Consider the following 20,274-nt stretch of genomic DNA (forward strand, 5'->3'; position numbering starts at 1 on the left):
GGCCGCCCCCGCCCCCCCCCCCCCCGTTCCGCCGCCGTAGCCCTGGGCCACCGCGGTGTCGGCGTCGGCGTAGTTCTGCGCCGCGTGCTGGACTTTGCCGTTGACCTGTTCGATCAGCTTCACGAAATCGCCGAGCGACGACACGAGTTTCGACTGCAGCAAGGTGTTCGCCGCCGCGACCCCGCTGCCGATGCCCGCGAACGACAAGGCGTCGATCACGAGCGTCTCGAGGTCGCGCACGGCCGAGAACGCCGCTGAGCCGAGGCCTTCCACGTTCTTCACGATCGCCGACACCTCGGCCGGCAGCACCCGGTAGGTTCCCGCTGTCATACCAGTGACGATCGCGCACCGGCTCCGCCGCGCACACGGCCGAATTACCCACTTTCGAAGGGGATCGAATCGCTGCCCGCGGGGTACCTGGGCGGCATGGAGTCCGACGAGGACCGGCACGACCGGACCGACCACGAGATCGAGCTGCTCGCCGAGCGGCTCTGGGCCTGGTCCCGCGAACCGGCCGGCGACCAGGAGCCGGATCTCGGGCAGCTCGCCGAAGCCGGTTTCGAGATCACCGGCCGCACCGCTCAGTACGGCGCCGGACGGCCGTGCGTGACCCTGCTGCTTCCGTCCGACCGGCTTCGGGAATTCGGGCACAACCTCGTCGCCGCGGCGATCATCGGCGCCGCGCTCGCGACAGCCCGGACGCTGGAATCCGGTTCCGTCGTGGTCACCGACCGTCCTGCCGACGAGATCGACGCGGTGCTGACTTTCCAGCCCGGCGTGCACACCTGGGCCGCCGCGCCGCTCGCCGCGCGGACCGAACTGCGGGTGACCGTGCACGGCAATTCCGGTCCAGCGCCCGAGGACAGCACCGACGCAGTCGCCTCGCTGGTGCAGGTATTCACCGCGATCGCCGCACTGCGAGCCCGGCTTCCGGCGGGTGCGACAGTGCAGGGCATCGTGACGCACGGCGGGGAATCGACCGACTTGGTGCCCGATTTCGCCGAAGCCCGCTTCGGGTTGCGCGCACCGGATTCGGAGTCGCTCGGCCGGGTCGTCACCGAAGTGACCGCAGCCGCCGAGGGTGCCGCGATGGCGACCGGGACCAAGGCGAACGTCGAACGGTTCGGCCCGATTCACGCGCGATTCCAGGACAATCCAGTACTGTCCGGGCATTTCGCCCGACATCTCGCGGCGTGCGGAATCCACGCGTCCCCGTCGGGCGCCGCGGCGGTGCCCGGCCGGGCCGCGGTGGGCGACTTGAGCGTGCGGATGCCGACGATCCATCCGTCGGTCGCGCTCCACGATCCGGTGCGTGCGGTCGGCAGCCGGGCGTTCGCCGAGGCGACCGGGTCGCCGCGAGCCCGGACGGTGCTGCTCGCGACGGCGTCAGCGCTGGCCCGGACCGCGTCGGACCTTCTCGCGCATCCCGCGCTGGTGCGGCAGGCTTGGGACAATTTCGCCGATCGAGCGCGCCGGGGTGGCTAGAGTTCTCGGCATGGGGACGATTGATCTACCACTGCGGGACGGCAGGAATCTTCGAGTGCACGACAGCGGCGGCGACGGCTTTCCGCTGGTGTGGCACCACGGAACTCCGCAATCCGGTCGCTTGCTGCCGCCCGTGGTGGAGGCCGCCGCCGCACGGGGCTTTCGGGTGGTTTCCTACGGTCGGCCTGGGTACGGCGGGTCCACTCCGCAGGTCGGCCGGACGGTGGGGTCGGCTGCCGAGGACGTACGGCAACTGACGGACGCACTGGACCTGCCGCGGTTCGCGGTAATGGGAGCGTCCGGCGGCGGCCCGCACACGCTGGCTTGCGCCGCGAAGCTGCCAGATCGGGTTACGGCGGCGGTGTGCCTGGCCGGTTTGGCGCCGTTCTCCGAGGACTACGACTGGTACGGCGGGATGGTCGACGATAGCTCGTTGCGTGCCGCCCGCAAAGGCCGCGAAACCCGGCTGCAGCACGGAGAAACGCAGGAATTCGACCCGACGAGCTTCACCGACGCGGACTGGGCGGCGTTGCGCGGCACGTGGGGCCCGCTGGGTCAGGACGCTGGCGCGGCCGGTGACGTGGCCGCCGAAGCCGACGACGACCTCGCGTATGTGACGCCGTGGGGATTCTCCGTCGCCGACGTGCGGGTTCCGGTGCTGCTGGTGCACGGCGGCGAGGATCAGATCGTCCCGTTCGGCCACAGCGAATGGCTCCTGCGGAATCTCCCCGACGCCGAACTGTGGTCGCGTCCGCGCGACGGGCACATCTCGGTGCTGAACGCTCTCCCGACCGCACTCGACTGGCTGCGCAACCTCGTCGTCCGCTGACCGCCGCCAGCTGTCCGTGAAGGGAACCTTCACGGACTCAGAGTCCCTCAGGGTTCCCCTCACAGACAGCTGGGCAGGAACTCGCGCAACGCCGGTTATCGTGTCAGGCATGAGCAACGTCGAGACCGAACCGGCCGAACTAGCGTGCGGCGGAGACCCCGTCGATCCCGGCAAGGTCGAGATCCTCGACGCCCGCTCCGTCCCGCTCGGCGGCCCGCGGGCCATGCCGGTGCGGCGCACCCTGCCGCAACGCCAGCGCTCGCTGATCGGCGCGTGGTGCTTCGCCGACCACTACGGTCCCGACGACACCTCCGTCAGCGGCGGCATGTCCGTCGGCCCGCATCCGCACACCGGGCTGCAGACGGTGAGCTGGCTGTTCACCGGCGAGATCGAGCACCGCGACAGCCTCGGTTCGCACGCGATGGTCCGGCCCGGGGAGCTGAACCTGATGACCGGCGGGCACGGCATCTGCCACGAAGAGGTGTCGACGCCGGAAACCACGACGCTGCACGGGGTCCAGCTGTGGGTCGCGCTGCCGGACGAGCACCGGCACACCGCCCGCGACTTCCAGCATTACGCCCCGCCGACCACCCGGCTCGACGGGGCCACCGCGCGCGTCTTCCTCGGCTCACTCGCCGGGGAAACCTCGCCGGTGAAGACCTTCACTCCCTTGCTGGGCGCGGAAATCGTCCTCGACCCAGGCGCGAGCCTCAGTCTCGACGCGGACCCGTCCTTCGAGCACGGCGTCCTGCTCGACACCGGCGAGGTCACCTTCGCGGGCACCCCGCTGCAGCAGGCCCAGCTCGGCTATCTCGGCATCAACGCGACCACGCTCCACCTGCACAACCCCGGGTCCGCCCCGGCGCGGGCGATCGTGCTCGGCGGCCCGCCGTTCGGCGAGGAAATCCTGATGTGGTGGAACTTCGTCGGCCGCAGCCACGACGAGATCGCCGAGTACCGCGAGGCCTGGGAGGCGAACTCCGACCAGTTCGGCGCGATCGACCCGTACCCCGGCGGCCCGGCGCGGCTGCCCGCTCCCCCGCTGCCCGCGGTGCGCATCAAACCGCGCCGGAACCCCTCGTGAGCGGCAATCCCGGTTAGAACCGGCGCCGGCACTCACAACCCCTGCCGAGACTCCGCTTCACGCACCCGGTTCCGCGCCCCGGACGGGTCGAAGTTCACCCGCCGGAGTGGTCCAGCCGCCAGCAACACCACCGCCACCGCACTCACGGCCGCCAGTACCAGCGCCGCCACAAAGCGAGCGGGCACCGACGTCGCCGAGGCCAGCACCACGTACCCGCCCAGCACCACCACGGTCGGCCCGAGCAGCGCGACCCCGGTCAGCGCCACCGGGATCCGGCCGCCGTCCGGACGTCGCGCCGAGACGACCGCCGCGCCCGCCGACACCACCGCGGCCACCAGCAGGCACGCGCCCACGGTGTCCGACAGCCGGTGCCAGCTGAGCGCGACGGTCGCCGCGGCCACCCAGGCGACGACGGGCGCACCCACGGCGAGCACCCAGGTCCGGAACCGCGCGGGCAGCACCACGGCCAGTGCCAGCAGCACGGCGGTGGCCGCGCTCACGTGCCCGCTCGGAAAGCTGTTGTGGTGCGGCGCTCCCGCCGAGCCGACGTCGGGCCGGTCCAGCAGGTAGATCTTGAGCAGCTGCGCGGCGGCCAGCGGCAGCAAGTACAACACCAGCGCGGTCACCCCGAGCGCGAACCGCTTGCGCAGCACGGCGAGCGCCACGATGACGATCCCGGCCGCGCCGAACACCTCGACCCCGTCGATCCCGGCCAGCGGCCGCGCCCAGTCCACAGTGGACCGCGGAAGGTTCTGCGCGAGGCGGACGACGCCGTCCTCGGCTCGCTGCCCGGCCTCGGTCCGCACGAACAGCAGGTAGGCGACGACGAACGCGCCCGCGAACCCGATCGCGGCCGCGACCAGCACGGCGGTCCGCGAACGCCGTCGAGGGGCGAGCGCGTGCCGGGGCGCGGACAGGGGCACGGTCGGCGTTTCAGGAGTCAGCACTGCCATGCCTTCAAGACTGGCCGCCGGATTTCGGGATCTCGTCAGAGCTGTGTCATGGTTTCGCTACAAGATCCGCCCGGCTCGCGCGAATCCGCGGGTGTTCCGAATAATGGCCCCTGTGGCTGTGGCTGTGGTGTTGGTGATCGAGGACGACCCGTCCGTCCGCGAGGGCATGGAGCTGGCGCTGCGCCGTCAGGGACACACGGTGCACACCGCCGCGACCGGCGAGGACGGCGTCACCCAGCTGCGCGAACGCGCGCCCGACCTCGTGGTGCTCGACCTGATGCTGCCCGGCATCGACGGATTCGAGACGTGCCGCCGGATCCGCGCGCTCGGCCAGGTGCCGATCATCATGCTCACCGCGCGCAGCGACGATTTCGACATCGTCGCCGGACTCGAAGCGGGCGCCGACGACTACGTCGTGAAGCCGATCGAACCGCGCGTGCTCGACGCCCGGATCCGCGCGGTGCTGCGCCGCACCGCCGCCGAACCCGGGGCCACCGGCCCCGAACAGCACGGCGACCTGGTGATCGACCGGGCCGGAATGCTGGTGCGCAAGCACGGCGAGCAGGTCTCGCTCACGCCGACCGAACTGAAGCTGCTGCTGGAGATCTCGCGCACGCCAGGCCAGGTGTACAGCCGCAGCCAGCTGCTCGCCTCGGTGTGGGGGCACGATTATCTCGGCGATTCCCGCCTGGTCGATGCCTGCGTACAGCGGCTGCGCGCGAAGATCGAGGACGTTCCGGCGCGGCCGGACCACGTGCAGACCGTCCGCGGCTTCGGCTACCGGTTCGGTCGCTCGTGAAGCGGGACAGGTCGTGAAGCGGCTCCGGTCGTGGGTGTCCGGGCTGCGCCTGCGGCTGGTGCTGGCGTTCGCGGCGATGACGCTGGTCGGCGCGGGCGCGGCGGCGGGCGCGAGCTACGTGTCCGCGCGCAACACGATCCTGGCCGGCGTGCAGGACCCTGCGATGGTGCAGCTGCGCGACGAGGTCCGGACGTACCTGCCGCAGCTGACCCTCCCGCCCGACCAGCAGCAGCTCGACAACATGGCCAGTTCGCTCAAGGGCGTCACGAGCGTCGTGTTCGGGTCGCTGCATTCGCGCGTCGGGCTGAATCCGGCGGAAATACCCGCCGGGCTGCGCACCGCGGTCGCGGGCGGGACCAGCATCCAGTTCCAGCGCGTCATCGAGAGCGGGCGCCCGGTGCTCTACATCGGGATGCCGCTGCTGCGCTACGGCGCTGCGCAGGGCGAACACACCGGCATCGAGGTCTACAAGACGGTCCCGCTGGCCGCCCAGCAGGCCGCGATCGACCAGCTGGCGACGCGCGCGTGGCAGATGACCGCGCTGGCCCTGCCGATCGCAGTCGCGCTGGCGCTGCTGGCCGCGCGGCAGGTGCTGCAGCCGGTGCGCGCGCTGAACTCGGCGGCCCGCAAACTCGGCGACGGGCAGCTCGATGTGCGCCTGCCCGCCAAGGGTTCCGACGAGCTGGCCCAGCTCGTCACCACGTTCAACCACACCGCGGCGGAGCTGGAACGCACCGTCGGTTCGCTGCGCGAGATGGAGGCCGACGCGCGCCGGTTCGTCGCCGACGTCTCGCACGAGCTGCGCACCCCGCTGGCCGCGATGAACGTGGTGACCGACGTCCTCGACGAGGACGCCGACCAGCTGCCCTCGGACACCGCGGTGGCGGCGCGGCTGGTGTCGTCCGAAACGCGCCGGCTGACCCGGCTCGTGCAGGACTTGGTCGAGATCTCCCGGTTCGACGCCGGACGGGCCGAACTGCGGGTCGAAGAGGTCGACCTGGCCGAGGCTGTGAAGAACAGCCTCGCCGCGCGCGGCTGGACCGACTCCGTGGTGGCCGATCTGCCCAGCGTCACCGTGCCCGCGGACCCGCGGCGGCTCGACCTGGTCATCGCGAATCTCGTCGGCAACGCCCTGCACCACGGCGCTCCGCCGGTCGAAATCCAGCTGAGCACCGACGACGCGACGGTTTCGCTCGCTGTCACCGACCACGGCCCGGGAATCCCCGAGGAGGTGCTGCCGAAGGTGTTCGACCGCTTCGCGAAGGCCGACACGTCACGGGCTCGATCCGACGGCAGCGGCCTCGGCTTGTCGATCGCGCTGGAGAACGCCCGGCTGCACGGAGGCGGCATCGAAGCGGCAAACACCGGCGACGGGGCGCGGTTCACGCTCCGACTTCCCCGCACCGCGCAGGAGGAGCGATGAAACTGCCCCGGCTCTTCTTGGCGCTGGTCTCGGTCTTGCTCCTCGCCGGTTGCGGCGTCCAGCCGACCGGAGTGATCCCCGCCGGAGATGCCCCCGGCGGCTTCCAGCTGGGCGCGCCGCGTCCGCAAATCACCCTCTACTTCGTCTACGCGGGACAGCTCAGCCCGGTGCAGCGCGCCTGGGCCAGGGACGCGACCCCCACGACGGTGCTGACGGAACTGTTCGGCGGCCCGACTCGCACAGAAGAACAAGAGGGCTTCTACTCGATGCTCTCGCCTGGTCGGCACGTCACAGTCGACACCTCGGCCCAGCCGGTCACCGTGTCCGTCTCCGAATCGATGAAACTGCTGTACCCGATCGGGCTGCAGCAAGTGGTCTGCACCGTGTCCGCGTCGCTAGCGGCGTCCGGACAGTCGATCGGCAATGGGATCACCGTCGTCGCCTCGGACACCAAGCTCGAATCCTTGTACTGCAACTAGCTTTTCGCCTTGGGCAAGAACCCGAGCACGACCCGGTCGACGGTCGCCAGGACGACTTCCGTCGCGCTGCTGCCGTCCGGCACCTGCCGCAACGCTGCCTCCAACGCGCCCAACACCGCGCCGGTCAACGCAGCCGCCTCGACCCGATCCAACTGCGGCTCGCAGGTCTCATAGAGCTTGCCCGCCCACCGATCGCCCACCACGGCGTTGCGCAGCAGGTATCCGGCGCGCAACGCGGGCACCGCGGCGAGCAGCCGGGTGCGCACCTCGGTGAGCGGATGGTCGAGCGGAAAACTCCACGCATCCGCCGTCGCCAGCGCGTGCACGGTCCTGGTGACCAGCTCGGCAACCTGCTCGTCCGGCCCCGCCGCGGCGAAGACCCTGTCCACGACCTCGTCGTAAAGATGCTGGTCAGCGAACACGACGTCCTCTTTGGTGGCGAAGTAGTTGAAAAACGTCGCCGGAGAAACCTTCGCCCGCGCGGCGATCTCGGCGACAGTCGTGCCGTCGTAACCCTGCTCGTCGAACAGCGTGAGCGCAGCCTCGATCAGCGCTTGGCGGGTCCGCCGCTTCTTCTCTTCCCGCAACCCGGTCATGGCGTGAATCTTAGCGTTACTCTAAACTTAGAGTGTCTCTAAGATTGGAGGTCCCGATGGAACGGACCGGATGCGTGGTCGCCGGGGGCGGGCCGGCGGGCGTGATGCTGGGCCTGCTGCTGGCGCGGGCCGGGGTCGAGGTGGTGGTGCTGGAGAAGCACCGTGATTTCCTGCGGGACTTCCGCGGCGACACCGTGCACCCGTCGACCCTGCGACTGCTGGACGAACTCGGCCTGGGCACCCAGTTCGCCGCGCTGTCGCGTTCGGTCCTGGAACGCATGACAATGGAGATCGGCGGAGAGACGGTGGTAGCCGCCGATTTCAGCAAACTGCGCGGCCCGCACCGGCACATCGCGATGGTCCCGCAAGCCGAATTCCTGGGCCTGCTGGCGGAAGCCGGTGCCGCCGAACCGAAATTCTCGTTGCGCATGGGCGCTTCCGTCGTTTCACTGCTCCGCGGGAACGGACGCGTCACCGGAGTCCGCTACCGCGACGACACCGGCGCAGTCCACGAATTAGCCGCCCCGCTCACCGTCGGCTGCGACGGACGCTGGTCGACAGTGCGCCGGGAGCTGGGCCTCGCGCTGCGGGAGTCGGACGTCCCGATGGACGTCTGGCAGGTGCGGGTGCCGAAAGCCGAACCGGGCGAGCCGGGGGTGTTCGCCCGGTTCGGCCCCGGATACGCCTCAGTCACCATGGACCGCGGCGACTACTACCAGACCTCGTACCTCATCCCCCGCGGCGCGGATGCCGCACTGCGCTCCGGCCCGATCTCCGGATTCCGCTCCCGGCTGGGCGAATTGTTCGGCTGGACGTCCGAGCAGTTGTCCGCCGTACGCTCGTGGGACGACGTGAAGCTGCTCGAAGTGACGATGGGCCTCCTGCCGCGCTGGCACGCACCGGGCGCGCTGTGCATCGGCGATGCGGCACACCCGATGTCGCCGGTGGGTGGCGTCGGAGTGAACCTGGCCGTGCAAGATGCCGTCGCCACCGCCCGACTTCTCGCTGAACCGTTGCTGCGCGGGGAGGTTCCGGTGTCCCGCCTGGCTGCCGTACGCCGCCGCCGGTTGCTGCCGACTGTCGCGGTGCAGTCCAGCCAGAGGGGCGAGCACGGAATGCTGCTGCGCCCGGCACTCGACGGAACCCTGAACCGGCTGCCCGCACCGATGCGGATGCTGCAGCGGTTTCCGGCGCTTTCCGGGATTACGGCTTATCTGGGCGGCGTTGGTTTGCGGCCGGAGCATGCGCCCGCTTTCGCCCGTCGGTCCACTTTGGACAGCTACGCGGGTTGAGCTTTCACCTGCCCCGTGCGGTGCCGTTTGCCAATGTCGCACTGGTTTGCGGCACCGTCCCGGGCTCGCTGCTCACCGGGGCGGGGACCATGCTTCGGCACTCCACAGTGGAGCAGGTGGCTGATCCGTGCCGGTAGCCCGCGTGCCGTACCGGCACTTCCTCAGACTCGCCACTTTTTCTGGACAGTATCTGCGGAACATGCTCCGGTCTGCGTCGCTTGCGTTGGAACTGCCGCAACTGCGCCGGTTCTCCGGCACACCGTTTGGACTCGCCGCTCTCCCGGCAGGGTCGGTTCGGAACGGGCTCGGCCGCCTCTGGCGGTATCAGCTCGGAACAGGCTCGATCTCCCTGTACAGCGTCGGCGCGAAACAGTCTCGACTTCGATCGCACAACACCGGCGCGAGACAGCCTCAAGCTCCATCGCACAGCACCGGCTCGAAACAGTCTCAACCTCCGCCGTACAGAGGCGGCTCGAACAGGCTCAACCTCCGCCTGACAGCAGCGGAGGTCGAGCCCGTTCCACGGCGGTGAGCTATGCCGGGCAGCCCGAGCGTCGCGTCTTCGTTTGCCCGCTGCGCTGGCCAGCATTTACTGCCCCGCCAGGCACTGCCCGTCGGGCACCACCAGGCACTATCCGGCGCTGTCCGACGCTGGCGGGCGCTGCCCGCCAGGCACTGGTCGCCAGGCACTGGCGGGCAGACACCGGCAAGCAGGTACTGGCAAGCAGGTACTGCTTGCCAGGCACCGGCAGGCGGCCAGGCACCGGCGGCCAGACAACGGCGGGCGGGCACTGGTCGCCAGGCACCGGCCGCCAGACAACAGCGGCCAGGCACCGGCATGCAGGCACTGGTCGCCAGGCACCGGCGGCCGGCCAGTTAACGGCGGCCAGGCACCGGCGGGCGGGCGCTGATGGCCAGGCACCGGCCGCCAGACAACAGCGGCCAGGCACCGGCATGCAGGCACCGGCGGGGCGTGTACCGGTAGGCGGGCACTAGCGCGGGGCGGCCAGGCACCGACGGCAGGCACCGACGGTCAGGAACTCGCCCGAGCCTTCCCCACCCCGCGCAGCAGCCAGCTATGCCGGATAAGCCCGCACCAACCGAGCGTCCTGCAACGCACGGGCCCACCATTCGAGCTGATCGAGCAACGCCTGCGCCGCGGTCTCCGCCTCCGGGTCGACCGGCTCGCCGTTCTCCCCGAACCGTCCGTGCGCCCCGTGGAAGCTCACGGTCTCGCGGATGGTCACCGCGTGCAGCTCGGCAAAGACCGGCCGGAGGTGCTCGACCGCACGCAGCCCGCCGGAGATCCCGCCGTAGGACACGAAAGCGACCGGTTTGGCGTGCCACTCGCCGCGGAACCAGTCGAGGACGTTCTTGAGCGAGGCGGGGTAACTGTGGTTGTACTCCGGCGTGATCACGACGAACGCATCCGCCGCCTCGAGCCGGGCCGCGACGGGCGCGGCCCCCTCGCCGTTCATCGCGAGCGGCAGGGAAATCTCGGCGACGTCGATGACGTCGGCGACGAGATCGCCGTGCCGGTCGGCCTGGCGGGCGAACCAGCGCACGACCGTGGGGGCGAACCGCCCTTCCCTGGCGCTGCCGACAAGCACAGCGAGCCGGACGGGAGCTTCGGACACGTTATTCTCCTTTTTCCCGGGGCGGAACAGGTTCCCGCCTCCGGAAGCGAGTCTCGAACTTCAAGCTCCCTTTAAGTCAAGCTATGCTGAGCGCATGACGAAAACGGAGCTGCCCGAACTGACCGTGGGCGAACTCTCCCACCGAAGCGGCGTACCGGCGTCGGCCCTGCGGTTCTACGAGGACGAGAACCTGATCCGCAGCAGGCGCACCGCGGGCAACCAGCGCCGCTACCGCCGCGACACCCTGCGGCGGGTCACGTTCATCCGCATGTCGCAGCGGGTGGGCATGCCGCTGGCGCAGATCCGCGAGGTCTTGGCCCTCCTGCCGGACGACCGGACCCCGACCCGCGCCGACTGGTCCCGCATCTCGTCCTGCTGGCGCTCCGACCTGGACCAGCGCATCCGCCAACTGGAACAACTCCGCGACCAACTGAACGACTGCATCGGCTGCGGCTGCATGTCCCTGGCCAAATGCCGCCTGGCCAACCCGAACGACCAACTAGGCCAAGACGGCCCCGGCCCGCGACGCCTGCCCGACCACCGGGGAACGGAGTACGAGTGAGGCTCCAGCTGCCGAGGTCTCGCAGCCGCCGAGGTTGCGCCTTCGAGGTCTCGCAGCCGGTGAGGTTGCGCGCCCTGAGGTCTCGCAGCGCGAAGGTGCGGCAGCACGGCAAGGAACCATGCGAGACCGCGCCAGCTTTATCAACTCGGCGTCGCGATGTCACCGGTCCGCACGAACAGCGCACAAGTCCGCAGCAGGCGGGTTACGCATCCATCGAACCCGGCTCTCGCCACGCAGGTACCAGCCCACTGCCGTACGCGGCCTGCCTCACCGCCCTGCCTCCCCCGTCGTTCTCCCGGCGCGTCATCACCCCAGCACGGTCATCCCAGCAGCAACCCCCTCACGTAGGCGGCCTGTCCGGCATGCTGGAGGTCGTCGGACAGGACGCTGACCAGCCGGACTCCCAGGGTCACCGGCGGGTTCCAGCCTTCGTCGACCACCTTGTCCAGCGCCGCCGCGTCGAGGCCAGCCACCCAGGAAACCGTGTGCTCGTGCACGGCGTCGTAGTAGCCGGTGAGCAGATCCGGCGACTCCGGCCGCACCTGGGCCACGTCCTCGCTGCTGTGCCCGTAGCCGATGTCGCCCGCCGGGAACGGCAGGTCGAACTTCTCGCGCCAGTCCGCTGCCGTCCAGAGCTGGTCGGTGCCCGCGACGCCTGCGACATGGTCGTCCTGCACCCGCGCCAAATGCCAGACCAGCCAGCCGATCGAGTTGGCCTCCGGGCCGGGTCGCGCCGCCAGTTGCTCCGCGGTCAGCCCGTCGACTGCCTGGTGCACCACTTCCCGCACCCGGCCGAATCCGTCCACGAGCAGATCGGCCACATTCATCTCGCGCTCCTCCTTCGTCGTCGTGCGCTTGCCTCGATCATGCCTCGAAGATCCGCCTCTGCCCAGCCTCGTGACTCGAGCGGCGCGAGGGGACCACTCGCACGCGCCGAACCGGTTTCAGCACGGGAAAATCGGCTAACTACCCGCGGTGACCGCGACCGTCCACTTCGGATCTGACAGCATCGTCCGGAGTCCGGTAATATCCGCGGCGAAAGCGACAACGCACGCCGAAGACGCGAACGGAGGGCCCAGTGGCGATCACCGCGCCCCGCGCCCTGCCCGGCTTCGACAACATCGCCGGTATCGCGATTCCCGCCTGGGCGGGCATGGTGATCACCGCGGCCTGCGCGGTTTCAGCGATAGCGGTTCTGCTGGTGATTCTGCGCAACCGGCGCAAGTAGTCCACGCGGGGACATTCGCTTCGATATCCGCCGGATCCCGAGCGAGACAGTGCGGAATCAGGCACTGCCCCCGCCGAGGGTCACTTGTTCACGCGGGTGAACCGGCTGGTGATCACGTGGTCCTTGGCCGGACCGGTCACCACCCATTCCTGCTCCCACCGGCGGTCGTCGAGCACGCGGTACGTGCCTCGATACCAGTCGGCGGCACACGGATGATCAGCCGTCCACTCCCCGGTCGCCAGATCCAGATCGTGGAAGAACCCACCGTGGTCGAAGTGCACCGCGGCGCGGGAGCCTCCAGCCGGTCGGTAGTGCAGTGTCCGGACGAACGGTCCTCGATGCGCTCCAAGCTGCAGCTCTCCCGACTCGCGATAGACGAGCACCCCGTCGTCGGACGTGAACGTCGCGCGACCGCTCGCCTCGCCCATCGGCACTCCGTCGACGTCGACGATTTCGCGCGCGAGCTGCCATTCGCCGGAGAAGTACCCGGTCAGGTCATTGATCGGAAAACCCACGGATCCATTGTGCGCCTCGGGACCGAACGCGAACGGCACTGGGACCACCAGCTCGGTACCGTCTGTCACGAGGGTGGCGTGAAGGGTCCCGTCATCCCGGCTGTCACCAGTCGCCCTGCTGTTCACCCTGTGCGACCGGACCCGCCGCAGGTGCCGAAAACGGCCAGCGCGATGGGGACTCTCGCGCCGAACCCGGCGGGGCAGGCTCGACCGGACGGCCCGCCGCCCTAGAATCGGCCGCGTGGCGCACCCCGACCTGGCCGAGCAGGCCACCCGTTCCCCCGCTCTCGAGACCTTGCAGCGAGTCTTCGGCTACGACGCGTTCCGCGGCGACCAGGCGGAGATCGTCGAGCACGTGATCTCCGGCGGCGACGCGCTGGTGCTCATGCCCACCGGCGGCGGGAAATCGCTGTGCTACCAGATCCCGGCGCTGGTGCGGCCGGGCGTCGGCGTGGTGATCTCGCCGCTCATCGCGTTGATGCAGGACCAGGTCGACGCGCTGCGCAACGTCGGCGTACGCGCCGGATTCCTCAACTCCACCCAGGATTTCGCACAGCGGCAGGAGGTGGAGAACGCGTTCGTCGCGGGCGAACTGGACCTGCTCTACCTCGCGCCCGAACGGCTGTCGGTCGAATCCACCGTGCGGCTGCTCGACCGCGGCAAGATCGCGCTGTTCGCGATCGACGAGGCGCACTGCGTCTCCCAGTGGGGCCACGATTTCCGGCCCGACTACCTGATGCTTTCTTCGCTGCACGAACGCTGGCCGGACGTGCCCCGGATCGCGCTCACCGCCACCGCGACCGAGGCCACGCACAAGGAAATCTCGCAGCGGCTCGGCTTGGACAGCGCGAAGCATTTCGTCGCGAGCTTCGACCGGCCGAACATCCAATACCGGATCGTGCCGAAGAACTCGCCGCAGAAGCAGTTGCTCGACCTCCTGCGCACCGAGCACCAGGGCGACGCCGGGATCGTCTACTGCCTGTCCCGCGCATCGGTGGAGAAGACAGCGAATTTCCTGGTGCAGAACGGAATTCCAGCGCTCCCCTACCACGCGGGGCTCGACAAGTCGACGCGCGCGACGAACCAGGCGAGGTTCCTGCGCGAGGAAGGGCTCGTCGTGGTCGCCACGATCGCGTTCGGCATGGGCATCGACAAACCGGATGTCAGGTTCGTCGCGCACCTGGACCTGCCGAAGTCCGTGGAAGGCTATTACCAGGAAACCGGCCGCGCGGGCCGCGACGGGCAGCCGTCCACCGCCTGGCTCGCGTACGGGCTGCAAGACGTGATGCAGCTGCGCAAAATGATCGACAAGTCCGAGGGCGACGAGATGCACCGCCGCCTGCAAGCCCAGCACCTGAACGCGATGCTGGGACTGTGCGAGACAGTCGAATGCCGGCGCACGCAGATCCTCGCGTACTTCGGGCAGTCCGGCCAGCCGTGCGGGAACTGCGACACCTGCCTCACCCCGCCGGAACGCTGGGACGGCACCATTCCCGCGCAAAAACTGCTGTCCACAGTGGTCCGTCTGCGCAACGAACGGCGGCAAAGTTTCGGCGCCGGCCAGATCATCGACATCCTGCTCGGCAAAACGACTCCGAAGGTCACCCAGTTCCAGCACGACACGCTGAAGGTCTTCGGTATCGGCACCGAACTGCGCGAACCGGAATGGCGCGCGGTGGTGCGGCAGCTGCTGGCACGCAACCTGCTTGCGGTCGAAGGAGATTACGGGTCACTGGTGCTGACCGAAGGCTCGACCGCGGTCCTGAACGGCTCCCAAGAAGTACAGCTGCGCCGCGAACCCGAACGCCCGGCGCGCGCCCCGCGAACGTCTCGCCGCACGCCGGCGGCCGCTCCGGTCGAGATGCCCGAGGAAGCGGCACCGGTGTTCGAGCGTCTCCGCGCCTGGCGCGGGGCGACGGCGAAGGAACAAGGAGTCCCGGCGTACGTGATCTTCCACGACGCCACGCTGCGCCAGATCGCCACCTTGATGCCGACAACGCTCGACGCCCTGGGCACGGTGAGCGGGGTGGGCGAGAGCAAGCTGGCCAAGTACGGGGAGGGAGTGCTGGCGACGCTGGCTGAGGAGTGAGACTGGGGCGGAGCCGAGGTCAAGACTGCCTAGCCGGGAACGCAGGCCGAGGAGTGAGATTGCGTGCGAGTCACCTACGAGGCTCTCACCGACTCACTCGAGCACGTCAACGCATCAGCGGTCAACCTATGGAGATGTAGCGCGACTCCGGGTTCAGCACCCGGTGCACGCGTCTCATCCCAGCTGTCTTCGCGCCAGCTAGCGGCCTGAAAACGCCGCCGGGGCAATCGGCCTCGCGCGGAGACCTGCTAGGCGCGCGCTGACTCCCGCCCCTCAAGCCGCGCATTGAAGCTGAGCACTAGGTTGACGGGATGGGGTGGGACCTGAGCGAGCTCATCGCGAAGCACGACGTACCAGGCGCACAGGTCGCGGTGCTGGCCGGCGGCGAGATCCGGGACGAGGCCGCAGGTGTGCTGAGCCTCCACACACAAGTCGAGGCCACGACCGACTCGGTCTTCAAGATCGGTTCGATCACCAAGATCTGGACGGCCACGCTGGTCCAGCAACTAGTGAACGACGACCTGCTGGATCTCGACCGTCCCGTTCGTGACTATGTGCCCGGTTTCCGGCTGAGCGACCCGGCCGCCACCGAGGCCCTGACCGCCCGTCACCTGCTCACCCACACTGGCGGCATCGACAGCAACCACTTCGTCGATACTGGTCGCAACGACGACGCGATCGAGAAGTTCGTCGGCGCCCTCGCCGACGCAGATCATCTTTTTCCTCCGGGCAGCGTTTTCTCTTACTCCAACAGCGGATACTCGGTGCTCGGCAGGCTAGTGGAGGTCTTGCGCGGCAGGCCCTTCCACGACGCGCTCCGCGAGTTTTTGGCGGTGCCGTTGGGTCTTTCCACGGTCGCCGTCGACACGTACGACGCGCTCCTGCACCGCGCTGCGGTCGGGCATGTCGAGACCGGAGGAAAGCTCGCGCCGACGAAGAGCTGGGCAGTCCGCTATTTCTCCACGCCCAGCGGCTCGCATCTCGCGATGAGTGCGCGCGACCTTCTGGAATTCGTCCGCCTGCACCTCACCGACCACGAGTTCGCGGGACTGCGCGAGCCTCAACTCGAATCCGTCCCGGATTTCGGTGGCGGCGTCGTCGGCTGGGGACTCGGCTGGATGCTGTACCGGGACGGCGTCGTAGGCCACACCGGCGTCTCCAAAGGCCAGAAGGCGTTCCTGCGCGTCGTGCCCGCGGCCGGCGTGGCGATGGCTGTGCTGACCAACAGCGCGGACGCTGAGCCGCTGGCCCACGAACTCTTCAGCGCGGTACTCCGTGACGTCGCTGGCGTCGGCACGGCACCACTGCCCGTGCCACCCGCGAACCCGGCACCCATCGACGCGGCTCGCATGTGCGGCACCTATCGCGCTACCTCGCACGACATCACCCTTGCCGTCGAGAACGACCGAGCGTTCCTCACCTACCGCCCACGCAACGGAACCACCCAGGCACCGCCCGGCAAGCCTGCGAATCGCGTCGAGGTCGTCCGTCTCAACGACAGCGCGCTCATCACCGCCGAACCGAAGCTCAACAGCCACCAGGTCTGTCCCTGATCGGCTCCGACGGGCACGGCCGCGCCCGCTTCCTGCACAACGGTGCTGCCGCCTACCGAGTCGCTTGAAGCTGCCGCCATCCGAGACGTGCGATTGACGCGCGCGAGCCTCCTGCACACCCGCGTCCGTCAGGCCAAGCCTCACTCAGCCGCCCGAGGGCGAGTCGTGTCCGAGACCTTTCGGACCGCTCCCGCGATCTGCGAGTGGTATCGGCCGCTGGTCTTCTCGTCCACGAAGCGCGCTGCCTTCCCCACGGCCTCGTTGACCTTCTCCGGGTTCTTGCGCACGTACGACACCGCGCCCGCAGCACCGGCCAGCATGCTGAGTTTCTTCATCAAAGCCATCGCCCAAAGCCCTTCCCCTGCGGAAACCTCCGTCACCTGCCCAACGTCGCCCCGCCGCCCGGGGTTCCCGGCGCGAAACCTGGATGACAGAAGGTGCCCGAACCCGGCATCATCCACTGCGTGCGCGATCTTTCCGCCCTGCCCAAGGTGCACCTCCACGTCCACCTCGAGAGCACCATCCGTCCCGGCACGCTCAAGGAATTCGCGGCCGCCCACGGGGTCCAGTTGCCGGAGAAGCCCGAAGCGTTCGAGGGGTTCCGGGCGTTCGCCGATCGCAACAGTCTCACCCGGTCGTGTCTCCGCGAAGCCGAAGACTTCGAGCGGATCGCGCGCGAGTTCTGCGCGGACGAAGCCGCTCAGGGGACTCGGTACGTCGAGGTCACGTTCACCGCTGCCTCGCACGGGGAACGGCTCGGAGACCTCGAGATGCCGCTCAACGCGGTCCTTAAAGGACTGTCGGACGGCGGGCAAGAGCATGGGCTGCAATGGCGGCTGATTCTCGACCATTCGCGGCGGCGGTCGGTAGAACGCGCCATGAAAACGCTGGAGCTGGCCAAGCGGCACGAAGAGATCATCGGGATCGGGATGGCCGGCGAGGAAAGGCACTCGCTCGCTCCGTTTCGCGAGGTGTTCGTCCGGGCGCGGGAGGCGGGGGTGCACCTCGTTCACCACGCTGGCGAGGACGCTGGGCCGGACAGCATCCGTGAGGCGATCGAAATCGGCGACGCGGAGCGCATCGGGCACGGAATCCGCATTGTGGAGGATCCGGATCTGACGGTTCAGGTAGCGGAAAGCGGGATCGCACTGGAGGTGTGTCCGTCGTCGAACGTCGCGCTCGGGTTGGTTCCGACGTTGCCGGAACATCCGTTGCCACGGCTGATCGAGGCGGGGCTCAGGGTCACGCTCAACACTGATGTCCCGGACGTCACCGGCACCACGATCACCGACGAATTCACCCGTGCGCGTGAGGTTTTCGGTTGCGACGACGCGACGTTGGCCAAGCTGGCGAACAACGCGGTGACGGCGTCGTTCGCGCCGGAGGAGACCAAAACGTTGCTGCACAAGGAGATTGACGACTGGCTCAGGTCGGCAGAAGGCGCGTGACGAGCACGCCCAGCTGCTGCGCGGTCCGGCATTCGTGCATCTCCACCAGCTCCGCATAGTCCGGTGCGGCCGAATCGCCGGTCCCCCACAGGGATCGGCGTTCGGGATTCAGCCAGTGGACATGCCGTGCTCGGGAGCGAATCGCGCGGACGGCGTCGAGATTCGGGTCGCCGCCGTTCGTTCGGGCGTCGCCCAGGATGAGCACAGACGTTCGCGGGCCGACGGCGTCCAGCCAGTGCGAGGTGAATTGCCCTAGCGCGCGGCCGTAATCGCTGTGGCCGTCCCAGCGGACTACCGCTGCTTCGCTGAGCATTCGTGCGCCGAGCTGTTCGGGATCGGCGGCACCGGTGTCGACGAGGTGCGTTACCTCGTCGGTGCTGTCTACGAAACCGAAGACGCGGATTTTGCTGAACTGGTCCCGCAATGCTTGCACCAGGAGCATCGTGAAGTTCGCGAAACCCGCCACTGAACCGGAAAGATCGCACAGGAGGATGATTTCCGGGCGGCCGGGGCGTCGGTGCCGGCAGGCTGGGCGCAAGGGCACGCCGCCAGTAGAGAGTGAACGACGCAGCGTTCGGCGCAAGTCGATCTGACCGCGTGTGGTGCGTTTGCGGCGCGCGGCAAGTCTGGTGGCGAGTTTGCGGGACAGCGGCTGGATGGTCCGCCGCAGTTCGGCCAATTGCGTACGGCTGGCGATGAGGAAGTCGACGCGATCCGCGGCAGGGGCGATCGCGTGTTTGGCGATCCGTTCGCGGCCTCGCAGTTCGGCGGCTCGGCGGCGCGCCTCGGTACGCACCCGGCCGCGGAAACCCTCGACGCGGCGGCGGATCTCGTCGCGGGTGAGCCGGTCGGTGAACTCGTCCGGGGCGCCGGAGGAGCGCATCGCGGCGAGTACCCGGGCGATGAGCGTCTGCGGCTGCAGGCGGTCCAGCGTCTGGTGCGCGGAGTACCCGCCGCCCGGGCCGGTTCCGACGCCGTATTGGCCCAGCAGGTCCACGGCGATTCCGGCGAGCTGGTCCAGCGCCTGGTCGTCGCCTTCGGCCAACGCGGCGGCGAGCGCTTCCCGCAGTTCCTCCCGGTCCTGCGGCGCGTTTTCGCGGGCCAGCTCCGGGGCGCCGACGCCGGCCGGGAAGTACAGGTCGAAGGCGGCATCGAAGACCGACCGCTGCCCGCCCCGGCGGACCAGCGCGGCGGCGAGCCCTTCGCGGACCAGCTCGCGGTCGTCCAGGCCGAGCACCTCCAGCGCGGCTGCCGCGTCGGCCGTCTCGCCCGGACCGGCCGGGATGCCTTGCGCCCGCAAGGCCCGCACGAACTCGGCGAGCCGTCCGGTCAGGCCCGGCGCGGCGGTCATGACGCGTCCAGCACCTGGTCGAGACTCAGCCCGGCCCCGGCCTTCGCGATGTCGTCCTGGTGCTTCAGCACGACGCCGAGGCTTTCGCGCACCACGCGCTCGTCCAGCGCGCCCGCGCCCAGCTCCAGCAGCGTGCGCGCCCAGTCGACGGTTTCCGCCACCGACGGCAGTTTCCGCAGGTCCATCGCCCGCAGCGCGGCGATCACCCGCACCACCGAATCCGCCAGCGCGGCCTCGATGCCGGGCACCTTCAGCCGGACGATCTCGCGTTCGAGATCCTCGTCCGGGAAATCGATGTGCAGGAACAGGCACCGCCGCCGCAGCGCCTCGGACAGCTCGCGCGTCGCGTTCGACGTCAGCACCACGAACGGCTGCTGCGTCGCGGTGATCGTGCCGAGTTCGGGCACGGTCACCTGGAAATCGCCGAGCACCTCCAGCAGCAGGCCCTCGATCTCGACGTCGGCCTTGTCCGTTTCGTCGATCAGCAGCACGGTCGGCTCGGTGCCGGAGATCGCGGTGAGCAGCGGGCGGCGCAGCAGGAACTCCTCGCCGAAAATGTCCGTGCGCGCCTCGTCCCACGTCTCGTCGCGGCCCGCGGTGATCCGCAGCAGCTGTTTCGCGTGGTTCCACTCGTAGAGCGCGCGGGCCTCGTCGATGCCCTCGTAGCACTGCAACCGCACCAGCCGCGAGCCGGTGACCTCGGCGACCGCCGTCGCCAGCGCCGTCTTGCCGACCCCGGCCGGGCCCTCGACGAGCAGCGGCTTCCCCAGCCGGTCGGCGAGGAACACCGTGGTCGCGACCGCGGTCGACGCGAGGTACCCGGCCTCGGCCAGCTGCGCCGACACGTCGTCGACGGACGAGAAAAACCCGGTGCCCACGTGGCCTCCTAAGCGATCGCTCACCCGCACTGTACTGGGCGGTCGCCACCGAAGACGTCCCGGCGACCAGACA

20 protein-coding genes and 1 pseudogene are annotated in these 20,274 nt (G+C 69.3%); 12 read left to right on the forward strand and 9 right to left on the reverse strand.

Features of this window, described 5'->3' with window-relative positions; all coding sequences use genetic code 11:
* Positions 1-330: pseudogene (locus D0D37_RS29250) on the reverse strand (hypothetical protein); the annotation flags it as partial.
* A gap of 96 nt (positions 331-426) precedes the next feature.
* Here D0D37_RS29250 and D0D37_RS29255 point away from each other — a divergent pair.
* The 3 genes from D0D37_RS29255 (at position 427) to D0D37_RS29265 (ending at position 3,398) form a co-directional block, all read left to right on the forward strand.
* Entirely contained in the window at positions 427-1,485 is a 1,059-nt protein-coding gene (locus tag D0D37_RS29255; protein WP_116203814.1) for a peptidase dimerization domain-containing protein, read from the forward strand.
* Between the two features lie 10 nt (positions 1,486-1,495).
* On the forward strand, positions 1,496-2,314 hold the full coding sequence (locus D0D37_RS29260; protein WP_116203815.1) for an alpha/beta fold hydrolase: 819 nt from the start codon (positions 1,496-1,498) through the stop codon (positions 2,312-2,314).
* 109 nt (positions 2,315-2,423) lie between these two features.
* Positions 2,424-3,398 carry a pirin family protein gene (locus D0D37_RS29265; RefSeq protein ID WP_116203816.1) on the forward strand — a complete coding sequence of 325 codons (975 nt, stop codon included), beginning with the start codon at positions 2,424-2,426 and terminating at the stop codon, positions 3,396-3,398.
* 32 nt (positions 3,399-3,430) lie between these two features.
* Here D0D37_RS29265 and D0D37_RS29270 read toward each other — a convergent pair whose 3' ends face one another.
* Entirely contained in the window at positions 3,431-4,351 is a 921-nt protein-coding gene (locus D0D37_RS29270; RefSeq protein ID WP_116203817.1) for a phosphatase PAP2 family protein, read from the reverse strand.
* A 118-nt stretch (positions 4,352-4,469) separates the two neighbouring features.
* Here D0D37_RS29270 and D0D37_RS29275 point away from each other — a divergent pair, with 118 nt between their 5' ends.
* The 3 genes from D0D37_RS29275 to D0D37_RS29285 all read left to right on the forward strand — a co-directional run bounded on the left by D0D37_RS29275 (position 4,470) and on the right by D0D37_RS29285 (position 7,052).
* A complete protein-coding gene (locus D0D37_RS29275) occupies positions 4,470-5,150 on the forward strand; it encodes a response regulator transcription factor (protein ID WP_116203848.1) in 681 nt (226 codons plus the stop codon).
* 76 nt (positions 5,151-5,226) lie between these two features.
* On the forward strand, positions 5,227-6,573 hold the full coding sequence (locus D0D37_RS29280) for a sensor histidine kinase (protein ID WP_244223719.1): 1,347 nt from the start codon (positions 5,227-5,229) through the stop codon (positions 6,571-6,573).
* Entirely contained in the window at positions 6,570-7,052 is a 483-nt protein-coding gene (locus tag D0D37_RS29285; RefSeq protein WP_116203819.1) for a hypothetical protein, read from the forward strand. Before D0D37_RS29280 ends, D0D37_RS29285 begins: the two co-directional genes overlap by 4 nt.
* On the opposite strand, the gene D0D37_RS29290 is transcribed toward D0D37_RS29285, so the two are convergent.
* The gene (locus D0D37_RS29290; RefSeq protein ID WP_116203820.1) at positions 7,049-7,648 is read right to left on the reverse strand and encodes a TetR/AcrR family transcriptional regulator; all 600 of its coding nucleotides are present in this window, start codon (positions 7,646-7,648) and stop codon (positions 7,049-7,051) included. The two genes, D0D37_RS29285 and D0D37_RS29290, sit on opposite strands and share 4 nt — an antisense overlap.
* Before the next feature lie 56 nt (positions 7,649-7,704).
* On the opposite strand from D0D37_RS29290, the gene D0D37_RS29295 reads away from it, so the two are divergent.
* Entirely contained in the window at positions 7,705-8,940 is a 1,236-nt protein-coding gene (locus tag D0D37_RS29295; protein ID WP_116203821.1) for an FAD-dependent oxidoreductase, read from the forward strand.
* Positions 8,941-10,016: 1,076 nt separating this feature from the next.
* Here D0D37_RS29295 and D0D37_RS29300 read toward each other — a convergent pair.
* Positions 10,017-10,577, reverse strand: coding sequence for an NADPH-dependent FMN reductase (locus tag D0D37_RS29300; protein WP_116203822.1), 561 nt, complete (start codon positions 10,575-10,577; stop codon positions 10,017-10,019).
* 94 nt (positions 10,578-10,671) lie between these two features.
* Between D0D37_RS29300 and soxR the strand changes: the two genes are divergently transcribed.
* The gene (soxR, locus tag D0D37_RS29305; RefSeq protein ID WP_116203823.1) at positions 10,672-11,139 is read left to right on the forward strand and encodes a redox-sensitive transcriptional activator SoxR; all 468 of its coding nucleotides are present in this window, start codon (positions 10,672-10,674) and stop codon (positions 11,137-11,139) included.
* Positions 11,140-11,459: 320 nt separating this feature from the next.
* On the opposite strand, the gene D0D37_RS29310 is transcribed toward soxR, so the two are convergent.
* Positions 11,460-11,966, reverse strand: coding sequence for a mycothiol transferase (locus tag D0D37_RS29310; protein ID WP_116203824.1), 507 nt, complete (start codon positions 11,964-11,966; stop codon positions 11,460-11,462).
* Positions 11,967-12,217: 251 nt separating this feature from the next.
* Between D0D37_RS29310 and D0D37_RS46895 the strand changes: the two genes are divergently transcribed.
* On the forward strand, positions 12,218-12,367 hold the full coding sequence (locus tag D0D37_RS46895) for a hypothetical protein (protein ID WP_158684569.1): 150 nt from the start codon (positions 12,218-12,220) through the stop codon (positions 12,365-12,367).
* 80 nt (positions 12,368-12,447) lie between these two features.
* On the opposite strand, the gene D0D37_RS29315 is transcribed toward D0D37_RS46895, so the two are convergent.
* Positions 12,448-12,882 (reverse strand): DUF6314 family protein, encoded by a 435-nt coding sequence (locus D0D37_RS29315; protein ID WP_116203849.1) that lies wholly within the window; start codon positions 12,880-12,882, stop codon positions 12,448-12,450.
* Positions 12,883-13,123: 241 nt separating this feature from the next.
* Between D0D37_RS29315 and recQ the strand changes: the two genes are divergently transcribed.
* Both recQ and D0D37_RS29325 read left to right on the forward strand, forming a co-directional pair.
* Complete coding sequence (gene recQ / locus D0D37_RS29320; protein ID WP_208720195.1) at positions 13,124-14,971, forward strand: DNA helicase RecQ; 1,848 nt, start codon at positions 13,124-13,126, stop codon at positions 14,969-14,971.
* A gap of 311 nt (positions 14,972-15,282) precedes the next feature.
* The gene (locus D0D37_RS29325; protein ID WP_208720196.1) at positions 15,283-16,524 is read left to right on the forward strand and encodes a serine hydrolase domain-containing protein; all 1,242 of its coding nucleotides are present in this window, start codon (positions 15,283-15,285) and stop codon (positions 16,522-16,524) included.
* A 140-nt stretch (positions 16,525-16,664) separates the two neighbouring features.
* Here D0D37_RS29325 and D0D37_RS29330 read toward each other — a convergent pair whose 3' ends face one another.
* Positions 16,665-16,868 carry an antitoxin gene (locus D0D37_RS29330; RefSeq protein WP_116203825.1) on the reverse strand — a complete coding sequence of 68 codons (204 nt, stop codon included), beginning with the start codon at positions 16,866-16,868 and terminating at the stop codon, positions 16,665-16,667.
* A gap of 120 nt (positions 16,869-16,988) precedes the next feature.
* On the opposite strand from D0D37_RS29330, the gene add reads away from it, so the two are divergent.
* Complete coding sequence (add, locus tag D0D37_RS29335) at positions 16,989-17,972, forward strand: adenosine deaminase (protein ID WP_116203851.1); 984 nt, start codon at positions 16,989-16,991, stop codon at positions 17,970-17,972.
* On the opposite strand, the gene D0D37_RS29340 is transcribed toward add, so the two are convergent.
* Positions 17,950-19,323 carry a vWA domain-containing protein gene (locus tag D0D37_RS29340; protein ID WP_116203826.1) on the reverse strand — a complete coding sequence of 458 codons (1,374 nt, stop codon included), beginning with the start codon at positions 19,321-19,323 and terminating at the stop codon, positions 17,950-17,952. The genes add and D0D37_RS29340 overlap by 23 nt on opposite strands.
* Positions 19,320-20,201: an AAA family ATPase gene (locus D0D37_RS29345; protein WP_116203827.1), complete on the reverse strand. Its 882-nt coding sequence runs from the start codon at positions 20,199-20,201 to the stop codon at positions 19,320-19,322. Before D0D37_RS29345 ends, D0D37_RS29340 begins: the two co-directional genes overlap by 4 nt.
* Positions 20,202-20,274: the final 73 nt, after the last annotated feature.

Source organism: Amycolatopsis circi, assembly GCF_003385235.1.
Lineage (GTDB): Bacteria > Actinomycetota > Actinomycetes > Mycobacteriales > Pseudonocardiaceae > Amycolatopsis > Amycolatopsis circi.

Coding starts and splice junctions, on each gene's coding strand:
- D0D37_RS29255 (WP_116203814.1), top strand. CDS start 427: ATGGAGTCCGACGAGGACCGGCACGACCGGACCGACCACGAGATCGAG.
- D0D37_RS29260 (WP_116203815.1), top strand. CDS start 1,496: ATGGGGACGATTGATCTACCACTGCGGGACGGCAGGAATCTTCGAGTG.
- D0D37_RS29265 (WP_116203816.1), top strand. CDS start 2,424: ATGAGCAACGTCGAGACCGAACCGGCCGAACTAGCGTGCGGCGGAGAC.
- D0D37_RS29270 (WP_116203817.1), bottom strand. CDS start 4,351: ATGGCAGTGCTGACTCCTGAAACGCCGACCGTGCCCCTGTCCGCGCCC.
- D0D37_RS29280 (WP_244223719.1), top strand. CDS start 5,227: ATGACGCTGGTCGGCGCGGGCGCGGCGGCGGGCGCGAGCTACGTGTCC.
- D0D37_RS29285 (WP_116203819.1), top strand. CDS start 6,570: ATGAAACTGCCCCGGCTCTTCTTGGCGCTGGTCTCGGTCTTGCTCCTC.
- D0D37_RS29290 (WP_116203820.1), bottom strand. CDS start 7,648: ATGACCGGGTTGCGGGAAGAGAAGAAGCGGCGGACCCGCCAAGCGCTG.
- D0D37_RS29295 (WP_116203821.1), top strand. CDS start 7,705: ATGGAACGGACCGGATGCGTGGTCGCCGGGGGCGGGCCGGCGGGCGTG.
- soxR (WP_116203823.1), top strand. CDS start 10,672: ATGACGAAAACGGAGCTGCCCGAACTGACCGTGGGCGAACTCTCCCAC.
- D0D37_RS29310 (WP_116203824.1), bottom strand. CDS start 11,966: ATGAATGTGGCCGATCTGCTCGTGGACGGATTCGGCCGGGTGCGGGAA.
- D0D37_RS29325 (WP_208720196.1), top strand. CDS start 15,283: ATGGGGTGGGACCTGAGCGAGCTCATCGCGAAGCACGACGTACCAGGC.
- D0D37_RS29330 (WP_116203825.1), bottom strand. CDS start 16,868: ATGGCTTTGATGAAGAAACTCAGCATGCTGGCCGGTGCTGCGGGCGCG.
- D0D37_RS29340 (WP_116203826.1), bottom strand. CDS start 19,323: ATGACCGCCGCGCCGGGCCTGACCGGACGGCTCGCCGAGTTCGTGCGG.